At 66.5% G+C, this 18031-nt stretch carries 17 protein-coding genes and 2 tRNA genes; 17 read left to right on the plus strand and 2 right to left on the minus strand.

The features are described from left to right. Nucleotides 1–88: 88 nt before the first annotated feature. From dnaA to QFZ50_RS15755, 12 genes are all read left to right on the plus strand, one after another. The gene (gene dnaA, locus QFZ50_RS15700; RefSeq protein WP_307085727.1) at nucleotides 89–1501 is read left to right on the plus strand and encodes a chromosomal replication initiator protein DnaA; all 1413 of its coding nucleotides are present in this window, start codon (nucleotides 89–91) and stop codon (nucleotides 1499–1501) included. 474 nt (nucleotides 1502–1975) lie between these two features. Next, nucleotides 1976–3100, plus strand: coding sequence for a DNA polymerase III subunit beta (gene dnaN, locus QFZ50_RS15705; protein ID WP_307085729.1), 1125 nt, complete (start codon nucleotides 1976–1978; stop codon nucleotides 3098–3100). A 65-nt stretch (nucleotides 3101–3165) separates the two neighbouring features. Then, nucleotides 3166–4062: a phosphogluconate dehydrogenase (NAD(+)-dependent, decarboxylating) gene (gnd, locus tag QFZ50_RS15710; protein ID WP_307085730.1), complete on the plus strand. Its 897-nt coding sequence runs from the start codon at nucleotides 3166–3168 to the stop codon at nucleotides 4060–4062. 10 nt (nucleotides 4063–4072) lie between these two features. Further along, nucleotides 4073–5383, plus strand: a complete 1311-nt coding sequence (gene recF / locus QFZ50_RS15715; protein ID WP_307085732.1) for a DNA replication/repair protein RecF — start codon at nucleotides 4073–4075, stop codon at nucleotides 5381–5383. Beyond that, nucleotides 5376–5987 (plus strand): DUF721 domain-containing protein, encoded by a 612-nt coding sequence (locus QFZ50_RS15720; protein WP_307085734.1) that lies wholly within the window; start codon nucleotides 5376–5378, stop codon nucleotides 5985–5987. The genes recF and QFZ50_RS15720 overlap by 8 nt, the downstream gene beginning before the upstream one ends. 242 nt (nucleotides 5988–6229) lie before the next feature. Next, complete coding sequence (gyrB, locus tag QFZ50_RS15725) at nucleotides 6230–8269, plus strand: DNA topoisomerase (ATP-hydrolyzing) subunit B (RefSeq protein ID WP_307085736.1); 2040 nt, start codon at nucleotides 6230–6232, stop codon at nucleotides 8267–8269. Nucleotides 8270–8411: 142 nt separating this feature from the next. After that, on the plus strand, nucleotides 8412–11081 hold the full coding sequence (gene gyrA / locus QFZ50_RS15730) for a DNA gyrase subunit A (RefSeq protein ID WP_307085737.1): 2670 nt from the start codon (nucleotides 8412–8414) through the stop codon (nucleotides 11079–11081). Next, nucleotides 11078–11614 (plus strand): DUF3566 domain-containing protein, encoded by a 537-nt coding sequence (locus tag QFZ50_RS15735; protein WP_307085738.1) that lies wholly within the window; start codon nucleotides 11078–11080, stop codon nucleotides 11612–11614. Before gyrA ends, QFZ50_RS15735 begins: the two co-directional genes overlap by 4 nt. 86 nt (nucleotides 11615–11700) lie before the next feature. Next, nucleotides 11701–11774, plus strand: a tRNA-Ile gene (locus tag QFZ50_RS15740). A gap of 38 nt (nucleotides 11775–11812) precedes the next feature. Beyond that, nucleotides 11813–11929, plus strand: coding sequence for a DLW-39 family protein (locus QFZ50_RS15745; protein WP_307085739.1), 117 nt, complete (start codon nucleotides 11813–11815; stop codon nucleotides 11927–11929). A gap of 45 nt (nucleotides 11930–11974) precedes the next feature. After that, nucleotides 11975–12047, plus strand: a tRNA-Ala gene (locus tag QFZ50_RS15750). Between the two features lie 88 nt (nucleotides 12048–12135). Continuing rightward, nucleotides 12136–13053 carry a DMT family transporter gene (locus tag QFZ50_RS15755; RefSeq protein WP_307085740.1) on the plus strand — a complete coding sequence of 306 codons (918 nt, stop codon included), beginning with the start codon at nucleotides 12136–12138 and terminating at the stop codon, nucleotides 13051–13053. Nucleotides 13054–13148: 95 nt separating this feature from the next. Here the strand turns inward: QFZ50_RS15755 and QFZ50_RS15760 are convergent, their stop codons facing one another. Next, complete coding sequence (locus QFZ50_RS15760) at nucleotides 13149–14087, minus strand: hypothetical protein (RefSeq protein ID WP_307085742.1); 939 nt, start codon at nucleotides 14085–14087, stop codon at nucleotides 13149–13151. 164 nt (nucleotides 14088–14251) lie between these two features. Between QFZ50_RS15760 and QFZ50_RS15765 the strand changes: the two genes are divergently transcribed. Then, the gene (locus QFZ50_RS15765) at nucleotides 14252–14794 is read left to right on the plus strand and encodes a peptidylprolyl isomerase (protein WP_307085744.1); all 543 of its coding nucleotides are present in this window, start codon (nucleotides 14252–14254) and stop codon (nucleotides 14792–14794) included. A gap of 4 nt (nucleotides 14795–14798) precedes the next feature. Next, nucleotides 14799–15674, plus strand: a complete 876-nt coding sequence (locus tag QFZ50_RS15770; protein ID WP_307085747.1) for a rhomboid family intramembrane serine protease — start codon at nucleotides 14799–14801, stop codon at nucleotides 15672–15674. A 259-nt stretch (nucleotides 15675–15933) separates the two neighbouring features. Here QFZ50_RS15770 and QFZ50_RS15775 read toward each other — a convergent pair whose 3' ends face one another. Beyond that, complete coding sequence (locus QFZ50_RS15775) at nucleotides 15934–16182, minus strand: cell division protein CrgA (protein WP_307085748.1); 249 nt, start codon at nucleotides 16180–16182, stop codon at nucleotides 15934–15936. 261 nt (nucleotides 16183–16443) lie between these two features. Here QFZ50_RS15775 and QFZ50_RS15780 point away from each other — a divergent pair, with 261 nt between their 5' ends. From QFZ50_RS15780 to QFZ50_RS15790, 3 genes are read left to right on the plus strand one after another with little or no spacing between them, the layout of a single operon-like run. Beyond that, the gene (locus QFZ50_RS15780; protein WP_307086850.1) at nucleotides 16444–17172 is read left to right on the plus strand and encodes a class E sortase; all 729 of its coding nucleotides are present in this window, start codon (nucleotides 16444–16446) and stop codon (nucleotides 17170–17172) included. Nucleotides 17173–17177: 5 nt separating this feature from the next. Further along, nucleotides 17178–17339 carry a hypothetical protein gene (locus QFZ50_RS15785; protein ID WP_307085750.1) on the plus strand — a complete coding sequence of 54 codons (162 nt, stop codon included), beginning with the start codon at nucleotides 17178–17180 and terminating at the stop codon, nucleotides 17337–17339. Between the two features lie 3 nt (nucleotides 17340–17342). After that, entirely contained in the window at nucleotides 17343–17987 is a 645-nt protein-coding gene (locus tag QFZ50_RS15790) for an aminodeoxychorismate/anthranilate synthase component II (RefSeq protein ID WP_307085752.1), read from the plus strand. Nucleotides 17988–18031: the final 44 nt, after the last annotated feature.

An 18031-nucleotide genomic window follows, 5' to 3' on the forward strand; every position in this document is an offset into this window, starting at 1 on the left:
GCTCCGGTCCGTTTATCCACGGAGTGTGTACAACTCTGTGGATGACGGACCTTTCCGAGTGCGAGCAGTGCAGGCAAGAGAGGTCTTCGTGGGTACAGATGAGGTCAATGACGTCGGGAGCTCCTGGCGTAAAGTCATCCGGACCCTGGAACACGACGACCGAGTAACCCCCCGCCAGCGGGGATTCATGGTCCTGGCCCAGGCCCAGGGACTCATCGGGACCACGATGCTCATCGCCGTCCCGAACGAACTGACCCGCGAGGTCCTGCAGACCCAGCTCAAGGGAGCGCTCGACGAGGCCCTGCGGGAGGTGTTCCGGGAGGACATCCAGTGCGCGTTCGTCATCGACCCCGAACTGACCCCTGTGCAGGAGGAGGCTCCGGAGCCGGAACCCGCGCAGGTGTCGCCGGAACCGAAGGGCGAGACCAAGCCGTCCCCGACGCCGCCCAGCAACTCCCACGAGTTCGGCCGGCTCAATCCCAAGTACATCTTCGACACCTTCGTGATCGGTTCGTCGAACCGTTTCGCACACGCCGCCGCGGTGGCGGTGGCGGAGGCGCCGGCGAAGGCCTACAACCCGCTGTTCATCTACGGCGACTCCGGGCTGGGCAAGACCCACCTCCTGCACGCCATCGGACATTACGCCCGGCACCTCTACACGGGCATCCGGGTGCGGTACGTGAACTCGGAGGAGTTCACCAACGACTTCATCAACTCCATCCGCGACGACGAGGGGTCGAGCTTCAAGCAGACCTACCGCAACGTGGACATCCTGCTCATCGACGACATCCAGTTCCTCTCCGGCAAGGACCGGACCATGGAGGAGTTCTTCCACACCTTCAATGCGCTGCACAACCACAACAAGCAGGTGGTCATCACCTCCGACATGCCGCCGAAGCAGCTCATCGGGTTCGAGGAACGCATGCGGTCGCGCTTCGAGTGGGGACTCCTGACGGACATCCAGCCCCCGGAACTGGAGACGCGCATCGCGATCCTCCGCAAGAAGGCGATCAGCGACAGCCTGAGTGCTCCCGATGACGTCCTCGAATACATCGCCTCCAAGATCGCCACGAACATCCGTGAACTCGAGGGTGCGCTGATCCGCGTCACGGCCTTCGCGAGCCTCAATCGCCAGACCGTCGACGTGAACCTGGCCGAGATCGTCCTGAAGGACCTCATCTCCGACGACGGCGCCCAGGAGATCACGTCGACGGTGATCATGGCGCAGACAGCGGACTACTTCCAGATCAGCATGGAGGAGCTCTGCAGCAAGTCGCGGACCAGGACCCTGGTGACCGCGCGCCAGATCGCCATGTACCTCTGCCGCGAACTGACGGACATGTCCCTGCCCAAGATCGGCCAGGAGCTCGGTGGACGCGACCACACCACGGTCATCCACGCGGACCGGAAGATCCGCGAACTGATGGCGGAGCGGCGGGCCATCTTCAACCAGGTCACCGAACTCACCAACCGGATCAAGCACAAGCAGCGTGAAGCCTGACCCGCACTACCCGAATCACACCCCTGTAATTAACAGGTGTGGACACAGCTGTGGATAACTAGGGGCACATCGCCCCTCAGCCTGAGGAAAAACCCCGTCCTGCCTGTGGATCCGCAGAATGACAAGGATTTCGCCCACAACCGCCGACAGCGGACCGTCGTCCGACCTCACACGTTATCCACAGCCCAGATCCGCGCCGGCGCCGCGCTCAGCGCACTTTTCCACAGAATCCACAGCAGTTATTAACACTACGAACCTTAAACTTCAAAAGTTCTTCAGATAACACTCCACGTTCCGTCCGTGCCCCTTCCGCACCGGTCCCTGCTGCGCCGGACCGGTACCCGGCTAAGCTGTGTCCCAGTAGGGTTGTAGTTCCCCGTGCCCGGACACCTTCCGTGGACGAGCCCGACCCACCATCCGCCGGTGACTCGCCGGGGGCTGTTTTTTTGATCTGTCGAAAGGCGGCACTGCTCCGTGAAATTCAGAGTTGAGCGGGATGTACTTGCGGAGGCTGTGTCCTGGACCGCCCGTTCACTGTCCCCACGACCCCCCGTCCCCGTCCTCGCGGGGCTGCTCATCAAGGCAGAGGGTGGCTCGCTGAGCCTCGCCAGCTTCGATTACGAGATCTCCGCCCGGCTCGAGATCGCCGCCGACGTCCTCGAGGAAGGCACCATCCTCGTCTCGGGACGCCTGCTCGCCGACATCTGCAGGAGCCTGCCCTCCGCGCCCGTCGAAGTGGCGACCGACGGAGCGAAGGTGACACTCACCTGCAGGAACAGCCGGTTCAACCTCGCCACCATGCCCGAGGGCGAATACCCGGAACTGCCGAAGCTGCCCGCTGTCAGCGGGGTCGTGGACGGAGATGCCTTCGCACAGGCGGTGTCCCAGGTGATCATCGCGGCGAGCCGCGACGACACCCTTCCGATCCTCACCGGCGTCCGGATGGAGATCGAGGACGACCTCATCACCCTCCTGGCCACGGACCGCTACCGGCTCGCCCTCCGCGAGGTGTCCTGGAAACCGTCCACTCCCGGGATCTCCACCAGCGCCCTCGTCAAGGCGAAAACCCTCAACGAGGTGGCGAAGACCCTCGGTGGCGCAGGCGACCTGAACATCGCCCTCTCCGACGATTCGGAGCTGATCGGCTTCGAATCGGGCGGGCGGCGGACCACCTCCCTGCTCGTCGACGGCGACTACCCGAAGATCCGTTCGCTCTTCCCCGACAAGACACCCATCCATGCCACCGTGCAGACGAGCACACTCGTCGAAGCCGTGCGCCGCGTCTCGCTCGTCGCGGAGCGGAACACCCCGGTGCGACTGGCATTCCAGGAGGGACAGGTGACCCTCGACGCCGGAACCGGCGAGGACGCCCAGGCGTCGGAAGCCATCGAGGCGACCCTGGACGGCGATGACATCACTGTCGCGTTCAACCCGCACTACCTGAGCGAGGGCCTGGGCGCGTTCAGCAGCCCCTACGTGCGGTTCTCTTTTACCTCACCTCCGAAGCCCGCAGTGATCTCCGCCCAGGATGACGCCTCCGGCGAGGACAGGGAAGACTATAGGTACCTGCTGATGCCCGTGCGGCTGCCCAACCAGTAGCAGCCTCCGCAGGTACCCCGACCGGCCGGACCGCCGGCCGGGCACATCGTCAGAAAGAGAAGCTCATGCATATCGGCCTCATTGGACTCGGAAAAATGGGATTCAACATGAGGGAGCGTCTCCGCGGGAAGGGTATCGAGGTCACCGGCTTCGACCGGAACCCCGACCGCACCGATGTGGCGAACATCGAGGAACTGGTATCGGCACTCCCCGCTCCGCGGATCATCTGGGTGATGGTCCCTGCGGGCCAGATCACCGACGCCGTGGTGAAGGATCTCTCGGAGGCCCTGTCCGAGGGTGACCTCGTCATCGACGGTGGCAACTCGAAGTTCACCGATGACCAGATCCACGCCACGCTGCTCGCGCAGAAGGGCATCCGGTTCCTCGACTGCGGTGTCTCAGGCGGTGTCTGGGGACTCGAGAACGGTTACGGCCTCATGGCGGGCGGGCTGCAGGACGACGTCGAGCGCGCGATGCCGATCTTCGATGCACTCCGTCCCGACGGTGACCGTGCCGAGAGCTTCGTCCACGTGGGTGATGTGGGAGCCGGACACTACGCCAAGATGGTCCACAACGGGATCGAGTACGGGCTCATGCAGTCCTACGCCGAGGGTTACGAGCTGCTCGAGGCCAAGGACATCGTCAAGGACGTCCATGGCACGTTCGCCGCATGGCAGAAGGGCACCGTGGTGCGGTCCTGGCTTCTCGACCTCCTGGTCAAGGCCGTGCAGGAGGACCCCGGACTGTCGAAGATCGCCGGTTACGTCGAGGATTCGGGTGAAGGCCGGTGGACCGTCGAGGAGGCCATCGCCAATTCCGTCCCGGCTCCGGCCATCACTGCCGCCCTGTTCGCGCGATTCGCCTCCCGGCAGGAGGACTCGCCCTCCATGAAGATGGTCGCGGCGCTCCGCAACCAGTTCGGCGGCCACGCGGTGAAGCCGGCCGAACCGAAACCCGAGTAGGCAGTTCCCGGTGTACGTGGAGCACCTCTCACTCACCGGGTTCCGGAGCTACGAGCAGCTCGACACGGCGATCGAACCCGGGATCACGGTGTTCGTCGGGCCCAACGGCGTGGGGAAGACCAACATCGTCGAGGCCATCGGCTATCTGGCGACCCTGTCCTCGCACCGTGTCAGCAGCGACAAGCCGCTGATCCGTTTCGGCCAGGACCGCGCGATCATCCGCGGCAGGTTCGTCCGGGGTACCCAGCGCACCGGCGTCGAAGTCGAGATCAACGCGGAATCCGGCAACCGCGCCAGGATCAACAGGGCCAACCCCGTGCGTGCGCGGGACGCGGCAGGGATCCTCAAGACCGTCCTCTTCGCTCCCGAGGACCTCTCGCTCGTCAAGGGTGATCCCTCCGGACGGCGCCGGTACCTCGACGAGGTGATGGTCTCCCTGCTCCCGCACCAGACGGCGCTGCGGGCGGACTACGAGCGGGTGCTCAAGCAGCGCAACGCCCTGCTCAAGTCGGCGCGGGCCGCCGGACGGTTCTCGACAGGCCACGAAGCCACCCTCGACGTGTGGGACCAGCACCTCGCCGAGGCCGGCGCACGCCTGCTGTCCGCCCGGCTCCTCCTCGTCGACCTGCTCCGTCCCCACGTCCAGCGCGCCTACAAGGAGTTGACGGACGGGTCGAAGGTCGCTGATATCGCGTACGTCTCCAGCGTCTCGTCCACCGGGATCGCGGTAGATGACGACGGAGCGGAGGCGACGCACGGCGCCTCCGCGGACGGACTGAGGGACCTCGAGCTGCCGGCGCTCACGGAACTGTTCGTCGAGAGCCTGCTCCGCCACCGGAAGAAGGAACTGGACCGTGGCATCTCACTCGTGGGTCCGCACCGCGACGAGCTCGGACTCCTGCTGGGCGGGGCCCCGGTCAAGGGCTACGCATCGCACGGAGAGACATGGTCCATGGCCCTCGCCCTCCGGCTGGCCTCCTACTATCTGCTCCTTGAGGAGGACCACACCCCGGGTGGCGACCCGGTCCTGATCCTCGACGACGTGTTCGCGGAACTCGACGCACAGCGGCGGACGCGCCTGGCCGCCATCGTGGCTCCTGCCGAACAGGTGCTGGTCACCGCGGCAGTGGGCGACGACATCCCTGCGGCGCTCCTCGGACGCCAGATCCACGTGACCCCGGGCGCCCTTGCCGGTTCCGACACCGAAACCGGTTTCAGCGTCGACGCCGGTCCGGACACCGAAGCCGGTCCCACGGACGAGCACCGGGACCTCCCACCGGACCTCCCATTGGACCTCCCCTCAGGAGAGGCTCATGCCTGAGGACCGCGAGGAGGAACCGGCATCCGGTGCGGGAAAGGACCCTCGGCGGGGATCCGATCCGGACCGCGGCGACGACGGTGAACCCGGCCGGGCGGGCGCCGAGGAGTTCCCCGCGCAGGATGCTCCGCAGGCTCTGCTCAACCGGCTGCGCAGCGCATCGGAGGCCCGGGGCACCCCCCGCGGACCGGCGGCGAAGCAACCGGGGAAGACACCGCGACGCCGGTACTCACCCGAACCGGTCTACGGAGGACGCGACCCGGAAGGCGTGGGCAACGTGTTCTCCCGGATGCTCGCCGAGCGCGGCTGGAGGTCACCGGTGGCCATCGGGTCGGTCCTGTCCCGCTGGGACGAGATCGTCGGAACGGACATCGCGGCCCATTGCGTACCCGAGAGCTTCGACGCCGACACCGTCCTCGTCCGCTGTGATTCGACCGCCTGGGCCACCCAGCTGCGCCTCATCGCACCGGAGGTACTGCGGCGGTTCGAGGCCGAACTCGGTGCCGGCGTCGTGAAGCGACTCTCCGTGATCGGCCCCGCCGCGCCGAGCTGGCGCAAGGGTGGGCGCACGGTCAAAGGTCGCGGTCCCCGCGATACCTACGGGTGAGCTGACAGCGCAATCCCGGGTCCTCTGGACGGCCTGTAGGGCAATCGGGGGTCCCCCCGGCGTATCGGTCCTCATGGAAGGACCCGCTATGGGCTCTGAACCCGCTTTATTGGCCGGTGAGGGGCGGTTGGTGCGCTCCCGCAACCATCCGCAGGGTAGAATAGTAGGAGATTCATGTGGTCTATCCAGCTGAGGAGCCGTCTACGCCTGTGGCACACGAGAACGAGTTGAACGCAAGTGATGTGTTGATCGGCGAGGGCGAGTCCCCCATTCTGGAGGCCGCGACCGAACACGCGTACGGCGCCAGTGAGATCACCGTCCTCGAAGGACTGGAAGCGGTCCGCAAACGACCCGGCATGTACATCGGGTCCACCGGCCCGCGCGGCCTCCACCACCTCGTCTACGAAGTCGTGGACAACTCGGTGGACGAGGCGCTCGCCGGGTACTGCGACCACATCGAGATCACGCTCCAGGCCGACGGCGGCGTCAAGGTCGTCGACAACGGGCGTGGCATCCCCGTCGACATGCACCCCACCGAGGGCCGGCCCACGGTTGAGGTCGTCATGACCATCCTCCACGCCGGCGGCAAGTTCGGTGGCGGCGGGTACGCGGTGTCGGGTGGCCTGCACGGCGTCGGTATCTCCGTCGTCAATGCCCTGTCCAAGCGCGTCGAGACCGAGGTCCGCCGCCAGGGACACGTCTGGCGCCAGTCCTTCAGGGACGGTGGCAAGCCGTTCGGTGAACTGAGGAAGGGTGAGGAGACCTCGGAGACCGGGACCACCCAGACGTTCTACCCGGACGACGCGATCTTCGAGAGCACCGAGTTCGACTTCGAGACCCTCCGCGCGCGATTCCAGCAGATGGCGTTCCTCAACAAGGGACTGCGCATCACGCTGACTGACGAGCGGGTCGACGCCGTACAGACCGACGAGGTCACCGAGGTCGAGAACGCGCAGGAGTCCGACGGCGAGCCGAAGCACCGGGCCGTGGTGTATTTCTACGAGAACGGGCTGCTGGACTACGTCCGGCACCTCAATTCGTCCAAGCGCGTGGACGTCGTCCACCCCGACGTGATCGCCTTCGAGACGGAGGACACGGACCGGACCATGTCCGTCGAGATCGCGCTGCAGTGGACGTCGGCGTACTCCGAGAGCGTGCACACCTACGCGAACACGATCAACACGCACGAGGGTGGCACCCACGAAGAGGGCTTCCGTGCGGCCATGACCACGCTGATCAACAAGTACGCACGCGAGAAGAACATCATCAAGGAGAAGGACGACAACCTCACGGGTGACGACATCCGTGAGGGCCTGACCGCCGTCATCTCCGTCAAGCTGTCGGAGCCTCAGTTCGAGGGCCAGACGAAGACGAAGCTCGGCAACTCCGAGGTCAAGGGATTCGTGCAGCGCGTCGTCACCGACCAGCTCGGTGACTGGCTGGAGCGCAACCCGGGGCCGGCCCGCGACGTCATCCGCAAGTCCATCCAGGCATCCCAGGCACGCCTCGCGGCTCGCAAGGCGCGCGAGTCCACGCGGCGCAAGGGGCTGCTGGAGTCCGGCGGTATGCCGGGCAAGCTCAAGGACTGCCAGTCCAAGGACCCCGCACGGTCCGAGATCTACATCGTGGAGGGCGACTCGGCCGGTGGCTCGGCCGTCCGGGGACGCAACCCCGAGACCCAGGCCATCCTCCCGCTCCGCGGGAAGATCCTGAACGTGGAGCGGGCGCGCCTCGACCGCGCCCTCGGCAACAGCGAGGTCCAGGCCATGATCACCGCGTTCGGTGCGGGGATCGGCGAGGACTTCAACGTGGACAAGGCCCGGTACCACAAGATCGTGCTCATGGCCGACGCGGACGTGGACGGCCAGCACATCACCACCCTGCTGCTCACGCTGCTGTTCCGCTACATGCGGCCGCTTATCGAGAACGGTTTCGTGTACCTCGCCCAGCCTCCGCTGTACCGGATCAAGTGGTCCAACGCGAAGCACGACTACGTGTTCAGTGACCGTGAGCGTGACGAGGTCATCAAGATGGGCCTGGCCAACAACCAGCGCCTGCCCAAGGACAACGGGATCCAGCGCTACAAGGGTCTCGGCGAGATGGACTACACGGAACTGTGGGAGACCACGATGGATCCGGACCACCGCACGCTGCTCCAGGTCACCATGGACGACGCCGCCGCCGCGGACCAGGTGTTCTCGGTGCTCATGGGCGAGGACGTGGAGTCCCGCCGTAACTTCATCCAGCAGAACGCCAAGGACGTGCGTTTCCTGGATATCTAGTGTGTGTCTCCGGCATTCTGCCGGCGCAACGAAATTCGCTCGTTCCTCGCGAATATTAAAGCGCCTACACAGAATGTCGGAACCACCCACGGCTCGGTCACGCGGTATCGCAGCACACAGACATGACGAACGGAACTGATTCATGAGTGACGACATCACCGGCAACGGACCGGACGAGCCTCTCGAGGGCGAGGTCCTGACGGACCGCGTCGAGCAGGTCGACCTGCAGACCGAGATGCAGCGGTCCTACCTCGACTACGCGATGGCCGTCATCGTCGGCCGGGCCCTGCCCGACGTCCGCGACGGACTGAAGCCCGTCCACCGCCGCGTCCTCTACGCGATGTTCGACGGTGGCTACCGCCCCGACCGCTCGTTCAACAAGTGTGCCCGCGTGGTCGGCGAGGTCATGGGCCAGTACCACCCGCACGGTGATTCCGCGATCTACGACGCCCTCGTCCGCCTGATCCAGGACTGGACCATGCGCTACCCGCTCGCCCTCGGCCAGGGGAACTTCGGCTCGCCCGGCAACGACGGCGCGGCCGCACCCCGGTACACCGAGACGAAGATGGCCCCGCTCGCCATGGAGATGGTGCGAGACATCGACGAGGAGACCGTCGACTTCCAGGACAACTACGACGGCAAGAACCAGGAACCGACCATCCTGCCGTCGCGGTTCCCGAACCTGCTCGTCAACGGGTCCTCCGGCATCGCCGTCGGCATGGCCACCAACATCCCGCCGCACAACCTGCGCGAGGTCGCCGACGGCGTCCAGTGGTACCTGGAGAACCCGGGCGCCACCAAGGAGGAACTGCTCGAGGCCCTGATCGCCCGCATCAAGGGACCCGACTTCCCCACCGGAGCGCAGATCCTGGGGCACAAGGGCATCGAGGACGCCTACCGGACCGGCCGCGGCTCCATCACGATGCGCGCCGTCGTCAACGTCGAGGAGATCCAGAACCGCACCTGCCTCGTCGTCACGGAACTGCCCTACCAGGCCAACCCGGACAACCTGGCGATCAAGATCGCCGAACTGGTCAAGGACGGCAGGATCAGCGGCATCGCCGATCTGCGCGACGAGACCTCCGGGCGTACCGGGCAGCGCCTCGTGATCGTGCTGAAGCGCGACGCCGTCGCCAAGGTGGTGCTCAACAACCTCTACAAGCACACGCAGCTGCAGGACAACTTCAGCGCGAACATGCTCGCGATCGTCGATGACGTCCCCCGCACCCTGAGCCTCGACGCGTTCATCCGCCACTGGGTGAACCACCAGCTCGAGGTCATCGTGCGCCGCACCCGGTACAGGCTGCGCAAGGCGGAGGAGGAGGCCCACATCCTCCGCGGGCTCCTGAAGGCGCTCGACGCCCTGGACGAGGTCATCGCCCTGATCCGCGCGTCCTCCACCACCGAGCAGGCACGCGACGGCCTCATGGAACTGCTCTCCATCGACGAACTGCAGGCCACGGCCATCCTGAACATGCAGCTCCGGCGCCTCGCGGCCCTGGAGCGGCAGAAGATCCAGGACCGCCATGCCGAACTCGAGTCCATGATCACCGAGTTCAACCGCATCCTCGCGTCCGAGGACGTGCAGCGCGGCATCGTCAGCACGGAGCTCGCGGACATCGTGGCGAAGTACGGCGACGACCGCCGCACCGAGATCCTCATGGGCTACGACGGTGACATGAGCATGGAGGACCTCATCCCCGAGGAGGAGATGGTCGTCACCATCACCCGCGGCGGCTACGTCAAGCGCACCCGCAGCGACAACTACCGCCAGCAGGCGCGCGGCGGCAAGGGCATCAAGGGTGCGCAGCTGCGGGGGGACGACGTCGTCGAGCACTTCTTCGTCACCACCACGCACCACTGGCTGCTGTTCTTCACGAACCTCGGCCGCGTCTACCGTGCCAAGGCGTACGAGCTCGTGGAGGCGGCTCGCGACGCCAAGGGCCAGCACGTCGCCAACCTGCTCGCCTTCCAGCCCGACGAGACCATCGCGCAGGTCCTGGACCTGCGCGACTACCAGCAGTCGCCCTTCCTCGTACTCGCGACGAAGCGCGGACTGGTCAAGAAGACCCGGCTCGAGGACTACGACACCAACCGCACCGCCGGCGTGATCGCGATCAACCTCCGCGACAACGACGAGCTCGTCTCAGCGCAGCTCGTCTCGAGCGAGGACGACATCATGCTGGTCTCCCGCAAGGGGCAGTCGCTCCGTTTCACCGCTGACGACGACGCCCTGCGGCCCATGGGCCGTGCGACGTCGGGCGTGACGGGCATGAAGTTCCGCGACGACGACGAGCTGCTCGCTGCCAACGTCGTCACCGACGACTCGTACGTGTTCATCGTGACCGAGGGTGGTTTCGCGAAGCGGACGAAGGTCGACGACTACCGCGTGCAGGGCCGTGGAGGGCTCGGCATCAAGGTCGCCAAGCTCGCCGAGGAGCGCGGCGACCTCGTCGGCGCCCTCGTGGTGCAGGAGGAGGACGAGGTGCTGGTCGTCATGGGCGGCGGCAAGGTCGTCCGCTCCGCCGTCGCCGGTGTACCCGCCAAGGGCCGCGACACGATGGGTGTGATCTTCGCGAAGCCCGACAAGACCGACCGCATCATCGCGGTGGCGCGGAACAGTGAGCGGAGCGTCGCCGTCGAGGAGGGACTCATCGAGGATCCCGCCGAGGCGAGCCCCGACGTGGAGGTCATCGATACGGTCACGCCTCAGCAGGATCCTGCGGAGTTCACAGCCGATGAAGTACGGTTGTCGACAGAGGAAACGGCTGAGCCTGACGCTGAGTCGCCGGAACACGGAGGTACTGAGTGAGCTCGGCCAACACCAACCCGCGATCTACCAGCGGACAAGTGAGAACGCCTGGGGCTCCTCCGCGCGTCAACGCCCCCGCACGTCCAACCCAGCGCCCGGCCTCCGCGGGTGCGCAGGCAGCGCGCCCCGGGCAGCGGCCCGGGCTCGTGAAGCCCGCGCCGAAGGCCAAGGCCCGCAAGGCCCGCCTGCTCGTGAGCAAGGTGGACCCCTGGTCCGTCCTCAAGATGTCCTTCCTGCTCTCGGTCGCACTCGGCATCGTGACGGTCGTCGCGTCCTTCGTGATCTGGACGGTCCTGGACCTGACGGGCATCTTCGACGGCGTCAACGCGCTGCTGCGAGAGATCGCAGGGTCCGAGAGCGGTGGCTTCGACCTCCGCCAGTTCGCCTCGCTGCCGCAGGTGCTGTCCTTCGCGACCATCATCGCGGTGGTGAACGTGGTGCTCCTGACCGCTCTCGCCATGCTGTCGGCGGTGCTCTACAACATCTCCTCCACCCTGGTCGGCGGTATCGGCGTCACGCTGACCGACGATTAGGACACCGGCCCCTTCGGCGCCCGCGGGCGATTTGAAGAATGCCGAGCCACTACTGTAAAGTCGTATCTCGGCCCGAAGAGGTATCGGGGCGTATAGCTCAGGCGGTTAGAGCGCTTCGCTGATAACGAAGAGGTCCCAGGTTCAAGTCCTGGTACGCCCACGGATCCACCACCGGCAGGTGACGGCAAGGAGAGTGTTGTGAAGAAGTTGCTCATCGTGGCAGCGGCCGCAGCGAGTCTCCTGGCGTTCAAGCGGTGGCAGGATTCAGAGAAGAGCAAAGGCGTCTGGAGCAATGCGACGGACGACGTAGCGTAGCAAGGATCAGCGTCCGGTGAAGGTATGCCGGCCGCGGCCCGATTCGGGGGCATGGCGCAATTGGTAGCGCACCTGCTTTGCAAGCAGGGGGTTCGGGGTTCGAGTCCCCGTGCCTCCACCGAAAGGAAGTCCCGGTCATCGACCGGGACTTTCTGCGTTGAGGGGCCCATTACGGCGCCGGGTACGGCGTGCCATAGGGTTGCCGCGTGACCATCTTCCTCTCGATCCTCGGCGTCATCGGGGTCTCGGCCTCGGGGCCGATCATGGCGGCGACCGCCGCGCCGGTCCTGGCGATCGCGTTCTGGCGGAACCTGCTCGGGGCTCTGCTCATGGGCGGGCCGGCCGCGGTCTCCAAGAGAGCCGAATTCGCGGCCCTGACCTCCGCGGACCTCCGGCGGCTGGCTATCGCCGCCACAGCGCTCGCCCTGCACTTCGCGTGCTTCATCACGGCTCTCAAGCTCACTTCGGTGGCAGCGGCCACAGCCCTCGTCTGCCTGCAGGTGGCATGGATCGCGCTGTTCGACGCCCTGCGCGGGTCCCGGCCCCAGAAGGCCGTGGTGGCAGGGCTGGGTGTCGCGTTCATCGGTGTCGTCGTCATCACGGGATTCGACCTCTCCCTGTCCCCGGACGCACTCCTCGGCGATGTCCTCGCCCTTGCCGGCGGGGCGCTTGCGGGCGTCTACCAGATGGCCGGCGCCTCCGCCCGCCGGACGCTGTCCACGGGGACCTACACGACGCTGTGCTACGGCGCCTGCGCCGTGATCCTGCTGGTGCTGTGCGCCGTGACACGCCAGCCGATCGTCGGCTTCCCTCCGGCGGCCTGGGCGGGCATCCTCGCCGTGACCCTCATGGCACAGATCATGGGCCACTCCGTGTTCAACCACCTCCTCGCCGTGATGAGCCCCCTCGTCGTCTCCATGATCATCCTGCTCGAGATCCCGGGGGCCGCCATCCTCGCGGCCGTGTTCCTCGAGGAGACGCTCCCTGCGGGGACGTACGGCGGGCTCGCTCTGATCCTCGTGGGCCTCGCCGTCGTGATCCGCGGACAGCAACGACGGCGGGGCCGCCGACCACTGGCCGAGGAAGCAGCGGCCGGTCCCCCGCCGGGACTCGGTGGCGAATAGTCCTGGTGGAGAATATGTAGGTAGGCGCATACTTCCCGGAAGACGAAGGGACCCCCGGCACACGGCCGGGGGTCCCTTCATAGGCGGTGCTGCTGTCAGACCTTGGGGTCCTCCGTGGGCTCAGCGGCGTGCTTCGCACCGTCGGTGTCCTTGGCCGTGTCCTTGGCCTTGACCGTGTCCTTGGCCGGAGTGGATGCCGAAGGGGCAGCATCGGCGTTCGTGGTCGCGGTGGCCGCGGGGACCTCGCCCGACGACGCCGCGGCGCGGTCGGCCGCCTCCTTGATGCTGATGACGGCATCCTTCGCGTTCTGCGACTTCTGGGTCGTTGCGGGACCCGCCGTCGCCTTCATCGGTGCAGGAGTCTTCCAGGGGTCCTGGACGGGCCGGGACGCGCGCCACGCGGCCACAGCGGCGACGACCGCGGCCGCGATGATGCCGAAGACCGGCCAGCCCTTGCCGGAGCTGCGGCTCTGGTTCTTCCTGAGGTCCTTCGACGCCTGCATGGTCGCGGCGACGAGGCGCTTCTGTGCCTTCCTGGCGGCCTTCTTATCGCCCGTGACCCGGGTGACGGCCTTCTCCACGACGGGCGGCACGGTTGCAGCCGCGAGCGAGCGGGATGCCGTGTCGGCTGCCTCGCCGAGCTTGGCGGACAGCGCGGGAAGGTACTCGTCGACGACCCTGCCCTTCGCGGTGTTGAGCACCGGTGTGGCCTTGTCGAGCGTCTCCTGGATCTTCGGGGTGGTGTCGTCGATCACCTGGGTGATCCGTGGTCCCACCTTGTCGATGCTCTCCTGGATGAGGGGGGTGACGACGGCGACACCTCCGGCGAGTCCTGTCGTCGCCTTGCGGACCGTGTCCTGGAGGGCCGGCTTGGCGGTCTCCAGTCCCTTCTCCCAGCGCGGCTTCGCCCAGCCGTAGGCGGCATCGACGTGAGGTGTCGCCCAGTCCCGTGCTGCTGCTACTCCGGCAGCAGCCGCCAGACCGAGAGCGACGCCTTCCTCGAGTTCGTGGTTGGTGCGTACGTTCTTCTTCACAAAAACCTCCAGGGGATGGTTGTTCGTTTTGATCAGCCTACGTTGCATCGTCGTGGGGGTGCTATCCGGGGGCGGTGCAGGGACGTTCGAAAGGCGGCGTTTCACTGTGCGCGGAATGGGACCACTCCAGCTTATTGTCGGGAGGCGCGTGGAAGAATGGCCCAATGACTGCTATTCCGACAGCAAAAGCGACCATCCACACCAACCAGGGCGATATCGAGGTCAACCTCTTCGGGAACCATGCCCCGAAGACGGTGAAGAACTTCGTGGGCCTCGCGACGGGTGAGATCACCTGGACCCACCCGCAGACCGGTGAGGAGAGCAACGCCCCCCTCTACAACGGCACCGTGTTCCACCGCATCATCAAGGACTTCATGATCCAGGGTGGCGATCCCCTCGGCCAGGGCATCGGCGGACCGGGCTACAAGTTCGACGACGAGATCAATCCCGACCTCACCTTCAACGAGCCCTACAAGCTGGCCATGGCCAACGCTGGCCTCCAGGGCGGACGCGGCACCAACGGTTCGCAGTTCTTCATCACCTCCGTGCCCACCACCTGGCTGCAGGGCAAGCACACCATCTTCGGTGACGTCACCGACGAGGAATCCCGCAAGGTGGTCGACAAGCTGAACGCCATCGCCACCGATATGAGGGACAAGCCCCTCGACGACGTCGTGATCGACAGCATCACCGTGGAACAGCTCTAACCGAATGTCCTACGGTGTCCCCGCGCCCGACGCCGCCGGCCAGGAGGCGCCGGTCTGCCCCCGGCACGCGGATCGGGTCAGCTATGTGCGGTGCCAGCGGTGCGGACGTCCGGCCTGTGCCGAGTGCCAGCGCCCGGCGGCGGTCGGGTTCCAGTGCGTGGACTGCGTCCGTGAGCAGGCCGCCGCCACCCCGACCCGCAAGACCGCGTTCGGCGGCGTCTCGCGCGGGGACACCCCGGTGGTCACCTACACGCTGATCGGTCTCTGCGTGGTGGTGTTCCTGTTGCAACTCGTGATCCCGGGAATCACCCGGTCCTTCACCTACGCCCCGGTGTTCACCGCCGGTATCGCGGGCGTGATCCCGGCAGAGCCGTGGCGCATGCTCACCGCGGCCTTCCTCCACTCCCAGAGCTCGTTCCTACACATCGCCTTCAACATGTACGCGCTCTACATCCTCGGGAAGGTGCTCGAGCCTGCCATGGGTCGGGCGCGGTTCCTGGCCCTGTACCTCATCTCCGCCGTCGGAGGGTCCATCGGCGTCCTGCTGCTCAGCGGGAACCCGCTGCAGGGGGTGGTCGGTGCGTCCGGTGCCGTGTTCGGGCTCTTCGGAGCGCTGTTCATCGTGCAGCGGAAGCGCGGTGGCGACGTCCGCCAGATCGTCGTCCTGATCGCGATCAACGCCGTGCTCGGATTCGTGGTCCCCGGCATCGCCTGGCAGGCCCACCTGGGTGGCCTCGTAGCGGGGGCTGCCTGCGCAGCGGCCATAGCCTACGCTCCGCGCGGGAAGCGGCAGGCGAGGACGCAGGTGCTCGGTCTGGGCGGCGTCGTCGTCCTGCTCGCCCTGCTGACCTTCGTGGGAGTCTCCCGCCTTCCGATCTAGGGCTGTGCAACGACGGAGGAGCCGGTACCCGGGTACCGGCTCCTCCGTCGTTGTCCACACCCCTTATCCACACGGGGGATAACTTACACACATGTAATTCCACACCTGTGGATAAGCAGGGCCCGGAATCACGCGGGAATCCGTGAATCATCAACAATCCCATGCACATCTGTGGATAACTTCATACACAGCGTGTGTACAGAACCGACAGGGGCCGTGTGGGGCTCCGAGCCGACGGTCCGGTGGCTGCTGCCTGGAGTCACCGCCAGCGCGTCGTCATGAGGAAGCCCACGATCGCGACGCCGAAGCCGACGAGGATGTTCCACGATCCCCAGGCGGCGACAGGGAGGGTGGCCTCGGAGATGTAGAACGTGATGATCCAGAGCAGGCCGATGATCATGAGCCCGAACATCACGGGCTTGTACCAGACCGGGTTCGGCTTGGGCTGCGACGACTTCACGGAGGGCGCAGCGGCGCCGGCTCTCTTGCGGGGCTTCGATTCGGGCACGGGTTCTCCTCGACGGGGTGCGACTGGGGGTCAGTGGCACCGGTAGCTCGGTGGGCGGCCCCGACGCGCTCCCTCCCGCGGGTTATCCTGTGGGAAGAATTTCATCCGGCCGGTTCTCCGAACGATTCTAGCCAAGATCGATCGTGTACCGGTGCATCCCGAGCGGCAGGAGCGGCAGTGGCCAGGTCGACCATGGACGCCGCGCCCGTTCAGCGGGTGGGACGCCCCCCTCGGACGCGCCGCCGTCGTACCCCCTTCCAGATGGCCGCGCAGGTCCTGGGCGAACTCCTGATCACCGCCGGGGTGATCCTGCTGCTGTTCGTGGGCTGGGAGCTCTGGTGGACCAACATCGACTCCGGCATCAAGCAGGAGCAGGCCCTCGAGGAGTTCTTCTCCGACGCGCCGCCGATCACGGCTCCGGATCCCGCGGACGAGGGAGCCGATGCACCCCCGCCCGGGGACTTCGGTGACCCGGCCGTCCTCCCGCAGGAGGACCTCGTGGGGACCTTCGGCGTCGTCTACATCCCGCGCTTCGGCGAGAACTATTCCAGGCCCGTCACCTCCGGCGTGGGGATCGACGTGCTGGACAACCTGGGACTCGGCCACTATCCCGGCTCGGGTGCACCGGGTGAGGTGGGGAACTTCGCGCTCGCGGGCCATCGCCAGACCCACGGCCAGGTCCTCGACCAGATCCACACCCTGGTACCGGGAGACCGGATCTACGTACAGACACGGGACGGGTACTACACCTACGTCTTCCGCAATACCGAGATCGTCCTGCCGGACCGCGTGGACGTCATCGCACCGGTGCCCACCCAGCCGGATGCCCGCCCGCAGGACAGGATCATGACGATGACCAGCTGCAATCCGCGCTTCGGCGCGCAGGAGCGTATTATTGCTTACTCGGTGCTGGACTCCTGGCGCCCCGCCGACGCGGGCCCACCCCCCGAGATCGCGGAGACCGTGGCCCGCGCAGCAGGACAGGGGTAGCAGCGATGTACGGATGGATCTTCCGGGCACTACCCGGTCCGCTCTGGATGCGCATCATCCTGTCGGTGATGCTGGTCCTCGCGGCCGTCATGGTGCTCATGGTCTTCGTGTTCCCCTGGGTCTCGCAGTTCAGCCCGCTCACAGATTCGACGATTGGTTCCCCCTAGCTCATGTCTGACTCCACCCGCATCCTCGTCGTCGACAACTACGACAGCTTCGTCTACACCCTCGTGGGCTACCTGCAGGAGCTCGGCGCGGAGACCACAGTGGTCCGGAACGACGACGTCACCCTTGCCGAGGCGCAGGACATGGCCGCGTCCCGCGACGGCGTCCTGATCTCCCCGGGTCCGGGCACGCCGGCCGACGCCGGCGTGTGCGTGGACCTCATCAGGTGGTGTGGTGAGCACGGCAAGCCGATGCTCGGGGTGTGCCTCGGCCACCAGGCACTCGCCGAGGCCTACGGAGGGACCGTGACGCACGCCCCGGAGCTCATGCACGGCAAGACGTCCCTCGTGGAACACGATGCGACGAGCGTCTTCGCCGGTCTCCCCTCTCCGGTCACCGCGACGCGCTACCACTCGCTCGCAGCGGTCAGTGACGACGTCCCGGCGGACCTCACCGTCACGGCCCGCACGGCGAGTGGCATCATCATGGGTCTCGAGCACAGGACGGCGCCGCTGTGCGGCGTCCAGTTCCATCCGGAGTCGGTGCTGACCGAGGGCGGCTACCAGATGCTGGGCAACTGGCTGGAGTCCCTCGGGCTCGAGGGTGCCGCTGCCACGGCCGCCGGGCTGAGCCCGCTCATCGCACGCTAGCCTCTGCGCCCACGCGTCGTCCTGGTGGCGTCGCGCGCGACGGA

It is taken from the genome of Arthrobacter agilis, assembly GCF_030816075.1.
Classification (GTDB): Bacteria; Actinomycetota; Actinomycetes; order Actinomycetales; family Micrococcaceae; genus Arthrobacter_D; species Arthrobacter_D agilis_E.